The organism is Pseudomonas sp. EZ-C24 (genome assembly GCF_014525325.1).
Lineage (GTDB): Bacteria > Pseudomonadota > Gammaproteobacteria > Pseudomonadales > Pseudomonadaceae > Aquipseudomonas > Aquipseudomonas shirazensis.
The window spans coordinates 24,773-43,583 of record NZ_JACDIU010000034.1; the positions used below are offsets into that span (position 1 = coordinate 24,773).

Genomic DNA, 18,811 nt, shown 5'->3' on the forward strand with positions numbered 1-18,811 from the left:
AACGCAAGCGGCTGGGTACTTTCTGCAGGCAACAAAAAACCCCGGCATGCGGGGCTCTTGTGGGTCTGCGTTGTCTGGGGCAGGGGCCGCTTTGCGGCCCCAACCACTGCAACGCTTACTGCTTGGCAGCCTCGCCTACAGCGCCAGCAGCCTTGTTACCGGCCATATGCGGCAGCGAGTTGTAATACGCCTCACCCTTGGCCGAGTCGTACATACCTTCCCAACGAGCGATGACCAGCGCGGCCAGGGCGTTGCCAATCACGTTCAGGGCGGTCCGCGCCATGTCCATGATGCGGTCGACACCGGCGATGAATGCCAGGCCTTCCAGCGGGATGCCAACGCTGCCCAGGGTCGCCAGCAGGACCACGAACGACACGCCCGGCACACCGGCGATACCTTTGGAGGTGACCATCAAGGTCAGCACCAGCAGCAGCTGCTGGCTCCACGACAGGTCGATGCCATACAGCTGGGCAATGAAGATTGCCGCGATGCTCTGGTACAGGGTCGAGCCGTCGAGGTTGAACGAGTAGCCGGTCGGAACCACGAAGCTGCAGATCGACTTCGGCGCGCCGTACTTCTCCATCTTCTCGATCACACGTGGCAGCACGGTCTCGGAGCTGGAGGTGGAGTAGGCGAGGATCATCTCGTCTTTCATGATGCGCATGATCTTGATGATCGAGAAGCCGAACATCCGCGCGACCAGGCCCAGCACCATGAAGGCGAAGAAGGCGATGGCGAAGTACACCAGCACCACCAGCTTGGCCAGCGGCAGCAACGACGAGAAGCCGAAGTTGGCGACGGTCACGGCGATCAGGGCGAACACGCCGATCGGGGCGTAGTTCATGATCATGTGGGTGACCTTGAACATGGTTTCCGATACGGCCTGGAAGGTGCGTACCAGCGGATCACGCAGGTCAGCCTGCAGGCTCGACAGGCCCAGACCGAACATCACCGAGAAGAAGATGATCGGCAGCATTTCGCCGCGGGCAACCGCTGCAAAGATGTTCGAAGGGATCAGGTTGAGCAGGGTCTCGATGAACGCATGCTCATGCTGCACCTCGGCCGCAGTGGCCTGGTACTTGGAGATGTCCACCGTACCTAGAGTGCTCATGTCGATGCCGACACCAGGGTGGAACAGGTTGGCCAGGCCCAGGCCGACGACGATGGCAATGGTCGTCACCACCTCGAAGTAGAGAATGGTCTTCAGGCCGATGCTGCCCAGTTTCTTCGCGTCGCCAACCCCGGCGATGCCCACGATCAGCGACGAAATCACGATCGGGACGACGATCATCTTGATCAGGCGAATGAAGATATCACCGGCAGGCTGCAGGACATTGGTGATCCACCATGCCTTTTCTGCACTGAAATGGTTCAGCAGCGCGCCGATTGCAACGCCCAGTACAAGCCCTATGAGGATTTGCCAGGCGAGGCTTAGTTTTGCCTTCTTCATGTCGTTACCTTTTCTTCTAGTGGTCAGGGGCATCGAGCGGAAACGCGCGTACCAGAGCCATTAGAAGCATGCTTGGCAGCGAGATTGTTCCGTACGACGACTCCATCGAAGGTCAGCGCAAGCGAGCGGTTCGGCGCTCTGGCTAGCGAAAAAGGCGGCAACTATTGCTACGCAGGCGGGGCCAGTCTAATGCCGGAAACGACTACCCTATGCCGGATCGGCATAATAGCCCGAGGCAAAACGACGCAGCTGCAAGTCATTGATTTATAACGTTCGGCTTTCCGAACAAGACCAAAGCGCCATGAAACGGCCAATTTGGCAGATATGGCATGGTCATGCACAACTTCTGTTCGACAATCCGAATGGGATGAACAGGGTGTAGGAAGGGAGAGGTTACGGAGGAAAATAATTCGATGTACGGTCACGACAAAATGTGTCTTCAGGACAATTTGGCGACATGCGCTCGGAGCACATCCATAGACGCTTCGGAAGCCAGGCCTGGCACGGTGCATTCGGCACTGCCAGACCTGAGACTTCCGATGCCATCTTTTCCTGACCCGGCCCAATCAATGGAGGCACTCCCTGTACCCCTAGGCCACTCCGACCCTGCAACAGTCAGAACAGCCCGGCCCCATGGTCATGTGCCAACCCTCTTCGAGTCGGCGCATCATAGAAGCCTGAACCTTAGAAAGGTTCGGCTTCTATTGCATTACAGTTGCGTGAACTTTAGTCAGTACCACTTCGGATCACGCTTGAGTTGCTCCTGCAACATCGCCTTCATGCCGTCATCCGGCTTGCCCAGCCAGCGGTATTGCGCATGGCGGGTTGGCGACTTGTCCTTGGGCAATCCCTCGGGTACTTCCACGAGCATCCCGTAGGCATCGTCCTTGTCCCAGCTAAATGCCACGATCAGGCGCTTGTAGGTGCAGTTGTCAGCCGATTCGCACAGCGGACCGACAAGGTACTTGTCGCCATCCTCTGTCACCGCCGACATCTGCTCCTGCGAACTGCCGCTGAGGTTGATCACCCACTCGGGCAATCGCTCCTCCCCCTTGAGGGTGTCCTGCCAGGTTTCAACATACTCGGGGTCTGTCGCCAACAATTGGTTGGCGTGGACCTGGCCATCATTGGCCGCCATCGCCGCCGCGCTACTGCCCAACAGCAGGGCAGTAGCCAGGGCTTTGCTGATCATCCGCTTCATGGCTTAGCGCCTGCCGCGCCCGAAGAAGAACGAAGCAATGAACAGCACCAGGAAAACGATGAACAGGATCTTGGCAATACCGGTAGCGGCGCCAGCGATACCACCGAAGCCCAGCACGGCAGCGACAATGGCGATGATCAGGAATGTGATAGCCCAACTAAGCATGATGAATCTCCTTTTTCCCTTGAAATTGTATGCAGGCGCCTCAGAACACCCAGCGATCCTGCGGTACTACGTTTTGCACAGTGGCGGGGGACGAGGCCTTTGGCGACGGCTGTGGATCTGCCGCACGCACCAGGTTGTTGGCACGGGTCGCCTGAATCTGGCTCAACAGCGCTGTCTGCGCTGCCACCTGATCGGCCAGTCGTGCAGTCTGCAGGCTGTAGTAAAACTGGCCGGCGGCCAGGGTTACCAACAGGGCAAGTGCCACGAACAGAAACTGACGTACTGGCACTGCGGTGGTCTGCGACTGGTTGACTGGTTGGCGACTCATGTCGATGTCTCCTGCAATGTTCTTGTTAAACGCTATGAACAAGTAATTGCAGCCTGCATGCCAGTCTTGCCAATGTTAAAAAACGTATATATTTCAAGCACTTAAAAACATGTAGGCAGTGTCTGTAGGACGTATCCTGCACGATGGGGCCGTTAGCGTCGTGCGTATTGCACGACTCAGCCCTCGACCTTGGTCGCTACCTTGAGCAAATCAGCGTCAACCCCGCGCACACCAAGGATTTGCCGCGCAACCTCGACAGCGATGGTTTTCTGCTCCCGGCTGACCACCTCACCCGCCAAGCGAACCATGCCTTGCTCACTGCTGACTTTCAGGTTGAGGCCATCCAGGTTACGGCTGTAGCCGTAGCTGCTCTGAATCTTGTCGATGATCCAGCTGTCCGAGGGTTGCTCGCCCTGCACTGCGGCCACCGGCGTTTCCCGCGCCTTGGCCATCGCCGCTGTGTCGAGGCTGATCAGGTTGTTGACCAGGTGGATACCGTCGGTGGTGCGTGCCAGCACGCCTGCCACTTCCTTGGCTTCGACCCGGTCGACGCGACCGCGCAAGGTGACCACACCATCGCGACTGTCTACTTCAATCGGCGCCTTGCTGGTTACCTGCGCCCAGGACAAACGCGCACGGACGATAGCCGTCAGGGTCGCATCCTCCAGCCGCTGGGCGTAGGCGCGCAGGTCCAGGGACTGCTCGACCAGACCGGGATTGACCTGCAACTGGTTATCCACCTGCTCGATGCCGCGGGTAGCCAGCGCTACGTCTCCGGCCAGCTGGCGCTCCACGGCGCTTTCGACCTCACCGGTGAGGCGTGCCTGCTGCTCCTGCACCGCCACCTCGATACGAAACGGATTGAGCAGACGGTTGAGCGACAGTGCGGTTTGCAGCGCGCCTTGCAGGCGGGCGTCTTGCAACGGATCAGCAAACACCGGAGAGGCGAAAGCGGCGATGGACAGCGCCAAAACGGCGCTTCGTGGGGAAAATGCCATGCTGAGTGCTCCTTTTGAAACAAATCCAAATATCTTCGCAACCACCGTGCCAGGCAAAAATCACTGATAAAAACCTTTATATTCAATTGGTTAACCGAATACGCGACTAACGGCTAGCATGCAAAGGACGGAATCCTTCAGAATTGACCATGCAACTTGCCCGATCTTTCCGACACTAACTCAGATAAATCCTAATGGAGCGTAGGAAAATGGAGTCTACCCAGGACAATCAAGGCCGCATTCTGCTGGTAGATGATGAGTCCGCTATCCTGCGAACCTTCCGCTACTGCCTTGAAGACGAAGGCTACAGCGTGGCCACGGCCAACAGTGCGGCCCAGGCCGAGGCGCTGCTGCAGCGTCAGGTATTCGATTTGTGTTTCCTCGATCTTCGCTTGGGCGAAGACAACGGGCTCGATGTGCTGGCGCAGATGCGCGTGCAGGCACCGTGGATGCGCGTAGTGATCGTCACTGCCCATTCGGCGGTCGATACCGCAGTAGATGCGATCCAGGCTGGCGCTGCTGACTACTTGGTCAAGCCGTGCAGCCCGGACCAACTGCGCCTGGCCACTGCCAAGCAGCTTGAGGTACGCCAGCTGTCGGCGCGCCTGGAAGCCCTCGAAGGCGAAGTACGCAAGCCCAAGGACGGCCTCGATTCGCACAGCCCGGCAATGATGGCCGTGCTGGAAACCGCGCGGCAGGTGGCGACCACCGACGCCAACATCCTTATCCTCGGCGAATCCGGCACTGGTAAAGGCGAACTGGCCCGGGCCATTCACGGCTGGAGCAAGCGTGCGCGCAAGGCCTGCGTGACCATCAACTGCCCATCGTTGAATGCCGAGCTGATGGAAAGCGAGCTGTTCGGGCATACCCGCGGCGCCTTCACCGGTGCCAGCGAAAGCACCTTGGGGCGGGTCAACCAGGCGGATGGCGGTACCCTGTTCCTCGACGAGATCGGCGACTTCCCGCTGGCTCTGCAGCCCAAACTGCTGCGTTTTATTCAGGACAAGGAATATGAGCGCGTCGGCGATCCGGTTACCCGCCGTGCCGATGTGCGCATTCTGGCCGCAACCAACCTCAATCTGGATGACATGGTCCGCGAAGGGCGCTTCCGTGAGGACCTGCTGTACCGCCTCAATGTCATCACCCTGCACCTGCCGCCACTGCGCGAGCGCAGCGACGATATCCTGACCCTGGCTGACCGTTTCCTCGCCCGCTTCGTCAAGGAATATGCGCGGCCGGCACGTGGGTTCAGCGACGAGGCCCGCGCGGCCCTGCTCAACTACCGTTGGCCAGGCAACATTCGCGAGCTGCGTAACGTGATCGAGCGCGCCAGCATCATCTGCCCGCAGGAGCGGGTTGAAGTCAGCCACCTCGGCATGGCCGAGCAAACCACCAGCAATGCACCGCGAATTGGTGCTGCGCTGAGCCTGGACGAGCTGGAACGGGCCCATATCGGCGCGGTGCTGGCCTCCAGCGATACCCTTGATCAGGCTGCCAAGACGCTTGGGATCGACGCCTCGACGCTGTACCGCAAACGCAAGCAATTCAACCTGTGAAGTGGCCCATGAAGCTGCGTGCGAGGCTCTTTTTAAGCATTTCAGCGCTGGTCACGGTGGCGCTGCTGGGCCTGCTGCTGGGCCTGGTCAGCGTTTTGCAGATGGCCTCGACTCAGCAAGCGCTGGTGCGTGACACCACCCATACGCTGGAGTTGGGCCTCAAGCTGCGGCAGAACCTCGGCGAACAGTTGATTCTGATTCTGGACGAGGACAGCGACGCCGACAGCCTCAACAACCTGCAGACCCAGTTCCAGACCTTGCTCAGCCAGGGCTTGCAGGAAGGCGGCGAGAAAACCGGTTTCAGCAAGGCCAGCAGCAATTACCAGGCCTTTCTCCAGGCCTACCGGCAAACCCCCAATCCTGCCCGCAGCATGGCCACCGACAAGCCCCTCGGCGCTGCTTTCAATCAGGTCCGCACCGACCTGATCGACTCCTACAAGCAGTCACTGGAGCAGATATCCCGCAGTGAAGAGGCCAGCCGTGACCGCGCGCTGCTGATCAGTGGCCTGCTCGGGCTGATGGGCTTGACTGTGCTGATCCTCGGCTTTGTCACTGCGCACAACATCGCGCGCCGCTTCGGCCTGCCGATCGAAGCCCTGGCCAAAGCCGCAGATGAAGTCGGCCAAGGCAACTTCAATGTCACCCTGCCGCTGTCCCAGGCTACCGAACTGAACCAGCTGACCCGCCGCTTCGGGCTGATGGCAGACGCCCTGCGCAAGCATCAGGCGACCAATATCGACGAAGTCCTCGCTGGTCAGCAGCGCCTGCAAGCTGTGCTCGACAGCATCGACGACGGGTTGCTGATCATTGACCAGCAAGGCCACCTCGAGCATCTCAACCCGGTTGCCCAGCGGCAGCTGGGTTGGGAAACCAGCCGCCATGGCACCAGCCTGGTCGAGGCGCTGCAACGTCCCGAGCTTGAACAGCAGCTGCGCCAGGTATTGCGCGGCGGCAGCCTGGACCGGCCACCGGAAGACCTGAGCATTGAAGTCGAAGACGAAACGCGCCTGCTGTCGTACAGCCTGACCCCGGTCAGCCATCCGCAAGGGCCGATTCTGGGTGCGGTGATGGTGCTGCATGACGTCACCGAGCAACGTGCGTTCGAGCGCGTGCGCAGCGAGTTCGTGCTGCGCGCCTCGCATGAGTTGCGCACCCCGGTCACCGGCATGCACATGGCCTTTGGCCTACTGCGCGAGCGGATCTCGTTCCCGCCACAGGCCCGCGAAAACGACCTCCTCGACACCATCGGCGAAGAAATGCAGCGCCTGACCCAGTTGATCAATGATCTGCTCAACTTCTCCCGCTATCAGAGTGGTTTGCAGAAGCTCGAGCTGGCCCACTGCGGTGTCGAAGAGATGCTTGAGCGGGCGCAGGCGCGCATCGCCGAGCTGACAGCGGACAAGCAGGTCGAGCTGGTGATCGAGCTCGAACAGCCATTGCCACGTATCCAGGCCGACGTTGCCCAGCTTGATCGGGTGCTGGACAACCTCCTGCACAATGCCGTGCGCCATACGCCTGATGGTGGCCGGATTCGCCTGCATGCGCGGCGCCACGGCGAGCGGGTGATCATCAGCGTCGAAGACAACGGTGAGGGTATTGCCTACGGCCAGCAAGGGCGGATCTTCGAACCCTTCGTTCAGGTTGGGCGCAAAAAGGGCGGGGCAGGCCTCGGGCTGGCCCTGTGCAAGGAAATCGTCCAGCTGCACGGTGGCCGCATGGGAGTCATTTCAAGGCCAGGCGAGGGCACCCAGTTCTACATGGCCCTGCCAGTCTGAACCCGCTCACGGCTCATCATCGATGCGCCGTGAGCGGACTCGCCGCCCACGAGTAATCAGCTCGGCGAACTGGCGGGCGCTGAGTGGATGGGCAAACAGCCAACCCTGGCCATAGTTGACCCCTTCGCTATTGAGCAGCAGCGCCTGATCCTCGCACTCGATGCCCTCGGCGATCACCCGCAGGTGCAGGTCGTGGGCCATGCGGATGATGTGCGGTGCCACGCCACTACTGGCGGCATCATGGCCAAGCGCGTCGATGAACGCCTTGTCGATCTTCAGGCAATCCACCGGCAAGGTCTGCAGGTAGGCGAGGCTGCAATAGCCGGTGCCAAAGTCATCGATCAGCACCTGATGGCCAACCGCGCGCAAGGCTTGCAGGTTGTCGCGCGCCACCACCACGTCGATCAGCCCGCGCTCGGTGACCTCAAAGGCGATCTGGCTGGCCGGGACCCGATGCAAGGCCAGTAAACGCGCGGCCACCGGCCCGATCCGCGGCACCATCACATCGCACGCGGCAAGGTTGACCGAGATGTACAGCTGGCGGTTGGCGCGCAGCAACTGGCCCAGTTGCTCCAGCACTCGCTGCAACACAAAGTCGGTGATTTCGCGGATCTGCCCGGTGTTCTCGGCCAACGGAATGAACAGGTCAGGGCTGGTCAGGCTGCCATCCGGGCGGCGCCAGCGCACCAACGCTTCGGCACCGACGCAGCGCCGGCTGTCCAGCTCGAAGATAGGCTGATAAAGCACCTGCAGTTCACCCCGGCGTAGTGCGTTCTGCAGCTCGGAGCTCATCGAACGGCGCTGCCGAATCAGCTGCAGCACCAGCCAGCCGATACAGCAAGCCAACAACAAACTGCCCGGAAACAACAGCCAGAGCAGGCCGTTCATCTTCAGGGGCAGGCCCACACGCGGGGCGATCAGCACCAGTTGATAGTCCGGCGACTTGGTCGGCATGCTGTAGATCAGCCGGTCGCTCTGCTCGAACAATGACTGGCCCGAAGGCGGCGGCCATTCGGCCAGCGGTGGCCACGGCTGGGCCGGGCCCAGCACGGGGATAGCCCGGCTGCCATGATCGAGCACTACCAACAGGCTGCCTCCCGGTGGCAGATCGACCACATCGGTCAGATGCCCGCGCGAGGTCGACACCAGAAACTTGCCCCGGCCAAGCATCAACGCGGCCAGGTTTTCATCAGGTTCAGTAGTGGTGTTGAGCCAGTAGCTGTAGGTGGGCCCGCGGATATCCGGTGGGCGCAGCGGCTGCATGGCGCTTTCCTTGCCACGGCTGGAGCAGAGCTCGTTGCCGTCCAGGTAAGCGGTTTCGTAGATGAAGCGCGAGCTCAGGCTGACCTGCTGCAACGCCGCCAGCATGCGCCCGTCGCAGCCGCGCAAGGGCAGCGCCTGCAGCTGATCGACGCCCTCGCGCAGTTGCCCAAATACCTGCTCCAGACGCTCGAGAAACCGCTCGCCCTGGGCGTTCATCTGCGCGCTTTCGCTTTCTTTCATCTGTTGCAGGGCAACGCCAACGCTGCCGGCAATCAACAGGACGGCGCTGGCCAGGGCCGCGAATGCGGCCAGCAGCCAGGGACGGTGGAAAATTTGGCGCAACCCATCGAGAAAGGTCGGCATCGCACTCATCCAGTTGATTACCAAAGGTATAGCAACGGATCGGCTAATCAGCATGGCCGTCTGGCGTATTACTCACGACTGCCACCCACGCATAGCTCGGCCAACACGCTCAAGCAGTCGGTGCAGCAGCCTCAGCGCATCTGATTGAGTACTTGCAGCATGGCCGCGGTTTGCGCGTCAGGTTGCCCGTCAAAGCGCTGCGGGCGGAAACGCATCTGGAACGCCGCCAGCACGTGCCGGGTAGCTACATCCAGCTCGCCGGTCTGCTCGATCGCGTAGCCAAACCGCGCCAGCTGCTGCTGATACCAGTTGATGCTGGGCGGATTGACCGCAAAGAAGCCCTGCTGACGCGCGACTGCGTTGGCATCAGGCCAGATGCCGAGGCCTGCATCCGCCAGGCGCTTCCATGGGAACAGTGGGCCCGGGTCGAGCTTGCGCAGCGGTGCGATGTCACTGTGGCCAATGATGTAGCGAGGTTTGATGTTATTGCGTTTGACGATGTCTTTGAGCAGGGCAATCAGCGACTGTACCTGCGCCTCACTGTAGGGATACCAGACGCGGCCGTTGGGCGTGTCATCGAAACCGGGATTGACGATTTCGATACCGATCGAGGTCGAGTTGAGCCAGGTACGCCCATCCCACTGACTGTCGCCGGCATGCCAGGCGCGGCGGCTTTCGTCGACCAACTGATACACCTTGGCCGGGCCGTCGCCAATCAGGTAATGACTGCTGACTTCGCCCTTGGTGAGCAGCGCGAGCGAGCGCTCCAGTGAAGCGTTGGTGTAATGCAGCACGACAAACTGGATGCGCTCGTCCTGGTTCACAGAGGTGTGGCTGCGATCAAGGCGCAGCCCCGAGCTACAGCCGGCCAGGGCCAGAACGAGCAGGGCGGTAAAGAGAGTTTTCATCGGCAGGGAACACATATCAGCAGCTACGAAGTTGCTACAGTATAACGTGCTCCCTGCCCACTGTTTGTAGGAAACCGCTTAGCCCTGCTCCACCCGATTGCGCCCCAGATCCTTGGCCCGGTACAACGCGGTGTCGGCACGCTTGAGCACCTGGTCGCCGCGCTCGCCCGTGCGAAAGGCGCTGATACCAATGGAGGTAGTGATCACTACCCGCTCACCCTTGAAGTGGAACGGGCAGGCTTCGATGGCCGCGCGCAGGGTTTCAGCCACCTGCAAGCCGGCTGCCGGCGAGGTCTGCGGCAGCAACACGACAAATTCCTCGCCGCCAAATCGGGCAATGAAGTCGCGCCCGCGCATGCGCTTGCGCAACTGATCGGCGACGATCTTCAAGACCTTGTCCCCGGCCAGGTGGCCGTAGCCATCGTTGATCCGCTTGAAATGGTCGAGATCGAGGATCGCCATCAGCAGGTGACCGCCATTTTCCTGCCAGTCGAGTACTTCGCGCTCGACCTGCTCGGACCAGGCGGCGCGGTTGGGCAGCCCGGTCAACGGGTCAATCAGGGCCTTCTGGCGTTGCTCTTCAAGGTGCTCGCGGTAGCCCAGCGCCTCCTGCTCCATGTTCGCCACACGCTCGGCCAAGCCGTGCAGGCGCCCAGCCAACTCCTGTTCGCGGCGGTCACGTTCCTGCTGATGGTCGTCGATGGTGACCAGCAGGCCTTCAAGGCGATTGTCGAGGACATGTTTGAGGCTGTTGAGGTCAGCTGCGCCCTGAACGCTGCTTTGCAGGCCATCAACCTGCTCCCGCAGTTGGCTGTCGAGTTCGCGGGCAGCACTGGTGTTGTCGGCATGCCCGGCACTGGCTTCGTGCAAGTGGCTCTGGAAGGTCTCCAGGCGCTCGTTCAGCTGCTGAAGGTACGCTTCGAACTCGTGCTGACCGCTGTCGGTAATGGCCAGCATCAATACGGCCAAGTCATCCAGCACCGGGATCAACTCGTACCAGTTCAAGCCACGTGCAACCCGCTCGCGCATTTCCAGCGCCTGCGCCTTGTGCCGTTCGGGCAGGCTGAGGTCGTCGAGCAACCCGATCAAGGTCTGTTCGATATGCAGGGCAACCTGGCTGTAGGGCGGCTCGACGGCGTCGGGCAAAGCGTAGGGGCCGTCGTCGTCGACTGGCTCAGCATCCACCTCTGGCGCCTCGCTCGGCCCCAGTTCGTCGGGCTCGACCTCTGCCAATGCTTGCTGCTGCGGTTCGCCGGGCTGTTCGTCACTCTCGCCCACCGATGTCAGTGGCCCTACCAGCGCAGGCCCTGACGACTCGGGCTCTACAGGTTGTACCTGCATGGGCTCAGTGAGTGCTGGCTGAACACCTTGCTCAACGACTGTAGGGAGGAAATCGGCTGCGCGGACGGGGATGACCGGCTCAGGAGCTGCTGGAGCCTGTACTTCGGCCGGCACGACGGGCGGCTGGGGCTCACTGGCGAGGACTGGCAGAGCCTGCGCTTCAGCACCGGGCACGTTCGGCGCGGGGCTGCTCGGCTCCGGCGTATCCGCGCGCGACTCGCTGTCGCTTTTGCCGAACAATCGTTGCAGAAAACCCGGGCGATGCTCATCGTCCTGGTTTTGCAGCGAACTCAGCGCTTTGCCCTGCAGGCCACTGAGTTCGCCTAGCAATGGCGGCAGTTCGCGAGACTGGCCAACGCCGCCGTCGAGTTTTTTCGCCAGTTTTTTCAGCGGCCGGGCGACTTCGCCAGGCAGCGGCAAACTCTGCAACTGGGTAACCAGTGCTGTCAGCGCGTCGCTGACCTGATTCATGCGGGTTTCGCGCCGCTGCTCGGAGTCAAGCACGGTTCTTTCCAGGCGCGGGATCAGGTTGGCAAGGCCAGCGTCCATGTTGTCGCTGCGGATGACCTCGCGCATTTCCTTCATGCACTGGTCCACCGCCTTGTCGCTACCCTCGGCCGCCAGGGTGCTGCGCACCAGGCCACGACGCAGCAGGTCGAGCCGGGCGTCCCAGCGACGCTCGAGCTTTTCCTGCTGTTCGATGCTTTTAAGGTATTTTTCTTTCCAACGCTCTGCGTCGTCTGTCATGCCCGGATCCACTGCGCGGTGATGGCAATTAGCTCAAGACGGGCAGGGTATCCACAGTCAATGCGTCAGGCAATCGAATCTCGACCGCAACTGGGAGGTGATCGGAAATTGGCTGGGCCAATACCTCGACACGCTCCAGCGTCAGGCTCGGGCTGAGCAGAATATGATCAAGGCAGCGCTGCGGGCGCCAACTCGGGAAGGTCGCTTCGACCTGCGGCGCAATCAGCCCAAGGTCGCGCAGTGGCGAGGTTTCCAACAGATCGTTGGCGTGGGTGTTCATGTCTCCCATCAACACCTGGTGACGATAGCCGCCAATCAGCTCGCGGATGTAGCTGAGCTGCATCGCACGGGTCTTGGCACCGAGCGCCAGGTGCATCATGACCACGATCAGCGCATCTTCACCCTCGCCGAAGCGCACCAGGATTGCACCGCGACCGGCGGGGCCGGGCAGCGGGTGATCTTCCAGATGAGTCGGTTTGAGCCGGCTGAGGACGCCATTGCTGTGCTGGGCAAAACGCCCCAGGTTGCGATTGAGCTGCTGATACCAGTAAGGGAACGCGCCCAACTGTGCCAAGTGCTCGACCTGGTTGATGTAGCCCGAGCGCATGCTGCCACCATCGACTTCCTGCAAGGCCACCAGATCGAAGTCGCTGATCAGCGCACCGATCTTCTGCAGGTTGCCGGCCCGACCGGTGTGCGGCAGCAGGTGCTGCCAACTGCGGGTCAGGTAATGGCGGTAGCGCTCGGTACTGATACCAACCTGGATATTGAAACTGAGCAGGCGCAGGCGACCATCTTCCGGGAGGCCGGGTGCCTGCAGGTGATGCTCGTTGACCTGCGGTTGATGCAGGCCAACGCCTCGGGTGGTTCGCACGCGAGCCATGGGTTCGCCGCTTACTTAGCGGCGCGCTCCTTGGCGATCAGCTGATCGGCGACGTTGAGTACGCCTTCCGGGCCGCCGGCGGTGCCGAGGTCAAAGCGGTATTTGCCGTTGACGATCATGCTTGGAACACCAGTGATTTCGTACTTCTTCGCCAGTTCTTTGGCCTGTTTGACCTGGCCTTTGATGGCGAAGGAGTTGAAGGTGGCAAGGAACTTGTCTTTATCGACGCCCTGAGTGGCGAGGAACTCAGCCATGTCTTCAGGCTTGGTCAACTGCTTGCGCTGATTCTGGATCGCATCGAACACTGCGGCGTGAACCTTGTGCTCGACGCCCATGGCTTCGAGGGTCAGGAACATCTGGCCGTGAGCATCCCATGGGCCGCCGAACATGGCGGGAATGCGTTTGAAATTGACATCGGCAGGCAGCTTTTCAGCCCACGGATTGATCACCGGTTCGAAGTGGTAGCAGTGCGGGCAGCCATACCAGAACAGCTCGACGACTTCGATCTTGCCTGGCTGGGAGACTGCAACCGGGTTGCTCAGCTCGATATATTCTTTACCCGCGGTAGCCGTATCGGCTGCCTGAACGGCGGTGATACCGAAAACGCTGGCGGCGACCAGCGCAGCGCTGAGAATCAGTTTACGCATGCATTACTCCTGAGCATTCAGTGGTCACCTCGACGCGACCTCAACTAAGACCGGCCGGGAAGGGTGCGAGTTCGATAGTGTAACGGCAACAGACGAAAAAAAGGGCAGCCGGGGCGCAATGCGTCAGCCGAGCCTCGTAACACCGCCGCCCCCTGTAGAGCGGGCTTGTGTCGCGATGGGCTGCAAAGCAGCCCCAAACTCGACCGACTGGCACCAACCCAGCCACCCTTCATCATTTACCAATCAATCATTAACTGAAGGTTAACCCCCTCAGTGCAGCCCCTGAATATAGCTCGCCAACGCCTCCACATCCTTGTTGCTCAGCTTGCTGGCGATGCTGCGCATGGTCATCGCATCACCATCGTTGGTGCGATTGCCTTCACGGAAGTCAGTCAGCTGCTTGCTGATGTATTGAGCGTGTTGGCCACTCAGATGTGGGAAGCCTGCCAAGGCAATGCCTGCGCCATCGGGCGAATGGCAGCCGGTACAGGCAGGCATGCCCTTGCTCAGGTCGCCACCATTGAACAAGGCACGCCCGCGCTCGACCAGCTTCGGATCGGCTGCGCCGACGCTGCCTTTCTGGCTGGCGAAGTAGCTGGCGATGTCGGCCAGATCCTGGTCATTGAACGGTTCGAGCATGCCGGTCATTTCCAGCACCACGCGCTTGCCGGTCTTGATGTCGTGCAGTTGCTTTTCCAGATAGCGTTCGCCCTGGCCAGCGAGTTTCGGGAAATTAGGCGCCAGGCTGTTGCCGTCGGGGTTGTGGCAGGCACCACAGACGGCGGTTTTCGCCTGACCGGCGGCGGCGTCGCCTTTGATAGGGTCCGCAGCACTTGCCGCACCTGCAACCCCCATGGTCAACAGCAGACTCACGAATAGTTTGTTCATCAGCTAATCCAACACGGCTAAGGGTGAAATGTTATGTATCGGGACTGCCGCTCATCCAAAGGATGACCAAACGGTAGTCCTCGGTACTGCAGTCCATGCACAATCCACGCGGCGGCATAGCCTTGAAACCCTTGTTAACATGCGCCACCAGTACCTCCATACCCTGCGCCAGCCTTGGCTCCCAGGCCGCCACGTCACCCTTCATCGGGGCCTGTGGCAGTTGTCCGGCGTGACAGGCAGCACAGCTGCGGTTGTACAACGCCTCGGGATCCTGTGTAGCCTGTGCACTGAAAAACGGTAGGAACATACCAACAGCCATTAGCCATTGCGCCTTGCGTAACGACCTTTCAGGGTTGGGGGCCGCGCTGCGTTCTAATGCGCGAGCTATTGTTCGACACCCCATGTGCGCCTCCTTCGCTGGGAGAATGCACACACAAAAACTGGGGCATTATATACTTCCGCGATCCAAACGGAAACGACACTGCTTGCCGAGCCAGGCTCAGGCAACACCCACATCGGATATCCCATGCAAGTCAAGAACCCCATCCTCGGCCTCTGCCAGAAAGCCACCTTCGCCCTTAGCGCCGCCAAGGTCGATCAATGCCCGGAAGACCAGGGTTACGAGGTGGCTTTCGCCGGCCGTTCCAACGCCGGTAAATCCAGCGCCCTCAACACCCTGACCCATGCCAGCCTGGCGCGGACTTCGAAAACCCCAGGCCGCACGCAGCTGTTGAACTTCTTCAGTCTGGACGATGAACGGCGTTTGGTCGACTTGCCGGGCTACGGATATGCCAAGGTGCCGATCCCGCTCAAGCAGCACTGGCAGCGCCACCTGGAAGCCTACCTGGGCGGCCGTGAGTGCCTGCGCGGGATCATTTTGATGATGGACGTGCGCCATCCGATGACCGATTTCGACAAGATGATGCTGGACTGGGCCAAGGCCAGCGGCATGCCCATGCACATTCTGCTGACCAAGGCCGACAAGCTCACCTACGGCGCAGCGAAGAACACCCTGCTGAAAATCCAGGCAGAAATCCGCAAGGGCTGGGGCGATACCGCGTCCATCCAGTTGTTCTCGGCGCCCAAGCGCCAGGGCCTGGAAGAAGCCTACGTGGTCCTGGCCGGCTGGATGGAACTGGAAGACAAGCCTGTCGAGTAAGCGCTGACGCGAGGGTGCTGTAAGCGGCAAATTGCCGCTGCAGCCAAAATCGCAGGCAAAAAAAACCCCGGACTTCGTATGGGGAGGGGGAAGTTCGGGGTTCAAGTCCGGACCGTTAGGGCGGGGTCCAGATATTCTGCCAACACTTAACACAACATAGGAGCATCGAACGGCTTCACCAGCCATTCAGTAGATCTGAGTCCCGCTTCACTGGTTTAGTTCCTCAGCGCTTGCAATTATTTGCGCTAACAGAGGCTGCCTAGCCTGCAAAAACGCCTAAGCAACGCAGGTCCACGGATAGCCGCAGACCCCGCGCCAGACGTCTTAGTGCGCCTCGTCCCAGTTCGCCCCAACGCCGACTTCGACCAGCAACGGCACGTCCAGCTGAGCCGCGTCGCTCATGTGCGGGCGGATCTCGGCCTTGATCTGCTCGACCAGGTCTTCACGCACTTCCAGCACCAGTTCATCGTGTACCTGGAGGATCACCCGCGCATCCAGCCCGCTGCTGCTCAGCCAGTTATCCACAGCGACCATGGCGCGCTTGATGATGTCGGCGGCAGTGCCTTGCATCGGGGCGTTGATCGCGGTGCGCTCGGCGCCTTTGCGCAGGGCCTGATTCTTCGCGTTGATATCCGGCAGGTACAGACGACGACCGAAGAAGGTTTCGACATAGCCCTGCTCGGCAGCCTGGGCGCGGGTGCGCTCCATGTAGGCGAGCACGCCTGGGTAGCGGGTGAAGTAGCGGTCAATATAGTCCTGCGACTGTTTACGGTCGACGCCAAGCTGCTTGGCCAGACCAAAGGCGCTCATGCCATAGATCAGGCCGAAGTTGATCGCCTTGGCGCTACGGCGCTGGTCGGTGGTGACGGCAGCCAGATCAACGCCAAATACCTCTGCAGCAGTCGCCCGGTGCACGTCCAGGTCGTTGCGGAAGGCATGCAACAGGCCTTCATCCTTGGCCAGGTGGGCCATGATCCGTAATTCGATCTGCGAGTAGTCGGCCGCGAGCAATTTGTAGCCAGGGCTGGCGATGAACGCCTGCCGAATACGCCGGCCTTCGGCGGTGCGGATCGGAATGTTCTGCAGGTTCGGATCACTCGACGACAGGCGCCCAGTGGCTGCCACAGCCTGCTGATACGAGGTGTGAATCCGGCCGGTGCGCGGGTTGATCTGGTGCGGCAACTTGTCGGTGTAGGTGCTTTTGAGCTTGCTCAGCGAGCGGTACTGCATCAGCACCTTGGGCAGCGGATAGTCCTGCTCGGCCAACTCGGCCAGCACTGCCTCGGCGGTAGATGCCTGGCCTTTGCTGGTCTTGCTCAGGATCGGCATGCCCAGCTTGTCGTAGAGGATCACCCCGAGTTGCTTGGGCGAGCCAAGGTTGAACTCTTCCCCGGCCAGGGCATACGCCTCGCGCTCCAGCTCGGCCATTTTCAAGCCAAGCTCGCCGCTCTGGATGGCCAGCAGATTGGCATCGACCAGCGCGCCCTGGCGCTCGATCCGCGCCAGTACCGGCACCAGCGGCATCTCGATGTCCATCAGCACCGGCTGCACGCTGGGGGTCTTCGCCAGGTGCGCCTGCAGTGCCTGGTGCAGACGCAGGGTAATGTCGGCGTCTTCGGCGGCGTAAGGGCCGGCCTTGTCCAGTGGGATCTGGTTGAAGGTCAGCTGCTTGGCGCCTTTGCCGGCGATCTGCTCGAAGGTGATGGTGGTGTGGTCGAGGTACTTCTGCGCCAGGCTGTCCATGTCATGGCGGGTAGCGTTGGAGTTGAGCACGTAGGATTCGAGCATGGTGTCGTAGGCGACACCCCGCATATCGATGCCATTGGCCTGATCACCGCCAATTGCGCAGTTGGCCAGAATATTGATGTCGTACTTGGCGTTCTGGCCGATCTTGCCTTTGTGCGGGTCTTCCAGCAGCGGCTTCAGCGCCAGCAATACCTGGTCACGGTCGAGCTGGGCCGGTGCGCCTTCGTAGTCATGGGTCAGCGGCACATAGGCGGCCACATGCGGTTCGACCGCGAACGACACGCCAACCAGCTGCGCCTTTTGCGCGTCCAGCCCGGTGGTCTCGGTGTCGAAGGCAAACAGCGGCGCCTGGCGCAGTTTTTCCAGCCATGCATCGAAGCGGGCTTGGTCAAGGATGGTCTCGTACTGCGGCTCGACCTTGGCCTGCGGCGCTTCTTCTACCGGCGCCGGCGCCAGCTCCTCGCCAACCTTTGCCGCATCACGCTGCACATCGGCGATCCAGCTCTTGAATTCCATTTCGGCATACAGCGCCAGCAGCGCGTCGCGATCCGGCTCCGCGCAGACCAGCGCATCGACTTCGATATCCAGCGGCACATCAATTTTGATGGTAGCCAGCTCATACGACATGAAGGCCGCATCGCGGTGCTCCTCGAGCTTGGCAGGCAGGCTCTTGGCGCCGCGAATCGGCAGCGCCGGGACTTTGTCGAGGTTGGCGTAGACGTCCTTCAAGCCACCGCCGATGCCGGTCAGCAGGCCTACTGCAGTTTTTTCGCCAACGCCGGGCACGCCGGGGATGTTGTCGACCTTGTCGCCCATCAACGCCAGGAAGTCGATGATGTGCTCAGGGCCGACGCCGAACTTCTCGTGCACACCGGCAATGTCCATGACGCTGCCGGTCATGGTGTTGACCAGGGTGATGTGGCCGTCGACCAGCTGGGCCATATCCTTGTCGCCGGTGGAGATGATCACCGGGCGCCCGGCCGCCGCACTGCTGCGGGCCAGGGTGCCGATGACGTCGTCGGCTTCGACCCCTTCCACGCACAGCAGCGGATAGCCGAGTGCCTTGACGCTGGCGTGCAATGGCTCGACCTGCACCCGCAGGTCGTCCGGCATGCTCGGCCGGTTGGCCTTGTAGTCGGCGAACAGGGCGTCGCGGAAGGTCCCGCCCTTGGCATCGAAGACCACCGCGAACAGGCTGTCCGGATATTGCCGGCGCAGGCTCTTGAGCATGTTCAGCACGCCCTTGACGGCACCGGTGGGCATACCCTTGGAGGTGGTCAGCGGCGGCAGCGCGTGGAAGGCGCGATACAGGTAGGACGAACCGTCCACCAGGACGAGGGGAGCTAGGCTCATGAGCAGAATCAACCTTTTCGACGGGTCCGGCGCTAGAATA

The 18,811-nt window shown here is 61.0% G+C and carries 16 protein-coding genes; 3 read left to right on the forward strand and 13 right to left on the reverse strand.

Translation table 11 applies throughout. The features are described 5' to 3' along the window. Positions 1-115: 115 nt before the first annotated feature. The 5 genes from gltP to IDM28_RS22310 form a co-directional block, all read right to left on the reverse strand. On the reverse strand, positions 116-1,450 hold the full coding sequence (gltP, locus tag IDM28_RS22290; RefSeq protein WP_101322692.1) for a glutamate/aspartate:proton symporter GltP: 1,335 nt from the start codon (positions 1,448-1,450) through the stop codon (positions 116-118). A 730-nt stretch (positions 1,451-2,180) separates the two neighbouring features. After that, positions 2,181-2,651 (reverse strand): inhibitor of vertebrate lysozyme family protein, encoded by a 471-nt coding sequence (locus tag IDM28_RS22295; RefSeq protein ID WP_101322693.1) that lies wholly within the window; start codon positions 2,649-2,651, stop codon positions 2,181-2,183. Between the two features lie 3 nt (positions 2,652-2,654). Next, entirely contained in the window at positions 2,655-2,816 is a 162-nt protein-coding gene (locus IDM28_RS22300) for a DUF1328 domain-containing protein (RefSeq protein ID WP_101322694.1), read from the reverse strand. 40 nt (positions 2,817-2,856) lie between these two features. Beyond that, entirely contained in the window at positions 2,857-3,144 is a 288-nt protein-coding gene (locus IDM28_RS22305) for a hypothetical protein (protein WP_101322695.1), read from the reverse strand. A 176-nt stretch (positions 3,145-3,320) separates the two neighbouring features. Further along, a complete protein-coding gene (locus IDM28_RS22310) occupies positions 3,321-4,142 on the reverse strand; it encodes a BON domain-containing protein (protein ID WP_188036901.1) in 822 nt (273 codons plus the stop codon). Between the two features lie 209 nt (positions 4,143-4,351). On the opposite strand from IDM28_RS22310, the gene algB reads away from it, so the two are divergent. Beyond that, positions 4,352-5,698, forward strand: a complete 1,347-nt coding sequence (gene algB / locus IDM28_RS22315; RefSeq protein WP_101322697.1) for a sigma-54-dependent response regulator transcription factor AlgB — start codon at positions 4,352-4,354, stop codon at positions 5,696-5,698. Between the two features lie 8 nt (positions 5,699-5,706). Beyond that, the gene (locus IDM28_RS22320; RefSeq protein WP_150570249.1) at positions 5,707-7,473 is read left to right on the forward strand and encodes a KinB sensor domain-containing domain; all 1,767 of its coding nucleotides are present in this window, start codon (positions 5,707-5,709) and stop codon (positions 7,471-7,473) included. Between the two features lie 6 nt (positions 7,474-7,479). On the opposite strand, the gene IDM28_RS22325 is transcribed toward IDM28_RS22320, so the two are convergent. The 7 genes from IDM28_RS22325 to IDM28_RS22355 form a co-directional block, all read right to left on the reverse strand. Further along, positions 7,480-9,099, reverse strand: a complete 1,620-nt coding sequence (locus tag IDM28_RS22325) for an EAL domain-containing protein (RefSeq protein ID WP_371918891.1) — start codon at positions 9,097-9,099, stop codon at positions 7,480-7,482. Positions 9,100-9,230: 131 nt separating this feature from the next. Next, positions 9,231-10,022: an N-acetylmuramoyl-L-alanine amidase gene (locus IDM28_RS22330; RefSeq protein WP_410524692.1), complete on the reverse strand. Its 792-nt coding sequence runs from the start codon at positions 10,020-10,022 to the stop codon at positions 9,231-9,233. Positions 10,023-10,085: 63 nt separating this feature from the next. Then, a complete protein-coding gene (locus tag IDM28_RS22335) occupies positions 10,086-12,095 on the reverse strand; it encodes a GGDEF domain-containing protein (RefSeq protein WP_188036902.1) in 2,010 nt (669 codons plus the stop codon). Positions 12,096-12,123: 28 nt separating this feature from the next. Continuing rightward, positions 12,124-12,978 (reverse strand): endonuclease/exonuclease/phosphatase family protein, encoded by an 855-nt coding sequence (locus IDM28_RS22340; protein ID WP_101322701.1) that lies wholly within the window; start codon positions 12,976-12,978, stop codon positions 12,124-12,126. Between the two features lie 11 nt (positions 12,979-12,989). After that, positions 12,990-13,625 (reverse strand): thiol:disulfide interchange protein DsbA, encoded by a 636-nt coding sequence (gene dsbA / locus IDM28_RS22345; protein WP_101322702.1) that lies wholly within the window; start codon positions 13,623-13,625, stop codon positions 12,990-12,992. A gap of 270 nt (positions 13,626-13,895) precedes the next feature. Beyond that, complete coding sequence (locus IDM28_RS22350; protein ID WP_101322703.1) at positions 13,896-14,513, reverse strand: c-type cytochrome; 618 nt, start codon at positions 14,511-14,513, stop codon at positions 13,896-13,898. 31 nt (positions 14,514-14,544) lie between these two features. After that, positions 14,545-14,832 (reverse strand): c-type cytochrome, encoded by a 288-nt coding sequence (locus IDM28_RS22355; RefSeq protein WP_224785572.1) that lies wholly within the window; start codon positions 14,830-14,832, stop codon positions 14,545-14,547. A gap of 207 nt (positions 14,833-15,039) precedes the next feature. On the opposite strand from IDM28_RS22355, the gene yihA reads away from it, so the two are divergent. Further along, positions 15,040-15,672, forward strand: coding sequence for a ribosome biogenesis GTP-binding protein YihA/YsxC (gene yihA, locus IDM28_RS22360; RefSeq protein WP_101322705.1), 633 nt, complete (start codon positions 15,040-15,042; stop codon positions 15,670-15,672). A gap of 324 nt (positions 15,673-15,996) precedes the next feature. Here yihA and polA read toward each other — a convergent pair whose 3' ends face one another. After that, positions 15,997-18,771 (reverse strand): DNA polymerase I, encoded by a 2,775-nt coding sequence (gene polA / locus IDM28_RS22365; protein WP_150570252.1) that lies wholly within the window; start codon positions 18,769-18,771, stop codon positions 15,997-15,999. Between the last annotated feature and the right edge of the window lie 40 nt (positions 18,772-18,811).

Bases quoted from the DNA above. Each gene is read 5' to 3' on its own strand.
- IDM28_RS22330 (WP_410524692.1), bottom strand. From the start codon at position 10,022: ATGTGTTCCCTGCCGATGAAAACTCTCTTTACCGCCCTGCTCGTTCTG.
- IDM28_RS22340 (WP_101322701.1), bottom strand. From the start codon at position 12,978: ATGGCTCGCGTGCGAACCACCCGAGGCGTTGGCCTGCATCAACCGCAG.
- IDM28_RS22295 (WP_101322693.1), bottom strand. From the start codon at position 2,651: ATGAAGCGGATGATCAGCAAAGCCCTGGCTACTGCCCTGCTGTTGGGC.
- gltP (WP_101322692.1), bottom strand. From the start codon at position 1,450: ATGAAGAAGGCAAAACTAAGCCTCGCCTGGCAAATCCTCATAGGGCTT.
- IDM28_RS22300 (WP_101322694.1), bottom strand. From the start codon at position 2,816: ATGCTTAGTTGGGCTATCACATTCCTGATCATCGCCATTGTCGCTGCC.
- algB (WP_101322697.1), top strand. From the start codon at position 4,352: ATGGAGTCTACCCAGGACAATCAAGGCCGCATTCTGCTGGTAGATGAT.
- polA (WP_150570252.1), bottom strand. From the start codon at position 18,771: ATGAGCCTAGCTCCCCTCGTCCTGGTGGACGGTTCGTCCTACCTGTAT.
- yihA (WP_101322705.1), top strand. From the start codon at position 15,040: ATGCAAGTCAAGAACCCCATCCTCGGCCTCTGCCAGAAAGCCACCTTC.
- IDM28_RS22325 (WP_371918891.1), bottom strand. From the start codon at position 9,099: ATGCCGACCTTTCTCGATGGGTTGCGCCAAATTTTCCACCGTCCCTGG.
- IDM28_RS22350 (WP_101322703.1), bottom strand. From the start codon at position 14,513: ATGAACAAACTATTCGTGAGTCTGCTGTTGACCATGGGGGTTGCAGGT.
- IDM28_RS22320 (WP_150570249.1), top strand. From the start codon at position 5,707: ATGAAGCTGCGTGCGAGGCTCTTTTTAAGCATTTCAGCGCTGGTCACG.
- IDM28_RS22355 (WP_224785572.1), bottom strand. From the start codon at position 14,832: ATGGCTGTTGGTATGTTCCTACCGTTTTTCAGTGCACAGGCTACACAG.
- IDM28_RS22335 (WP_188036902.1), bottom strand. From the start codon at position 12,095: ATGACAGACGACGCAGAGCGTTGGAAAGAAAAATACCTTAAAAGCATC.
- dsbA (WP_101322702.1), bottom strand. From the start codon at position 13,625: ATGCGTAAACTGATTCTCAGCGCTGCGCTGGTCGCCGCCAGCGTTTTC.
- IDM28_RS22305 (WP_101322695.1), bottom strand. From the start codon at position 3,144: ATGAGTCGCCAACCAGTCAACCAGTCGCAGACCACCGCAGTGCCAGTA.
- IDM28_RS22310 (WP_188036901.1), bottom strand. From the start codon at position 4,142: ATGGCATTTTCCCCACGAAGCGCCGTTTTGGCGCTGTCCATCGCCGCT.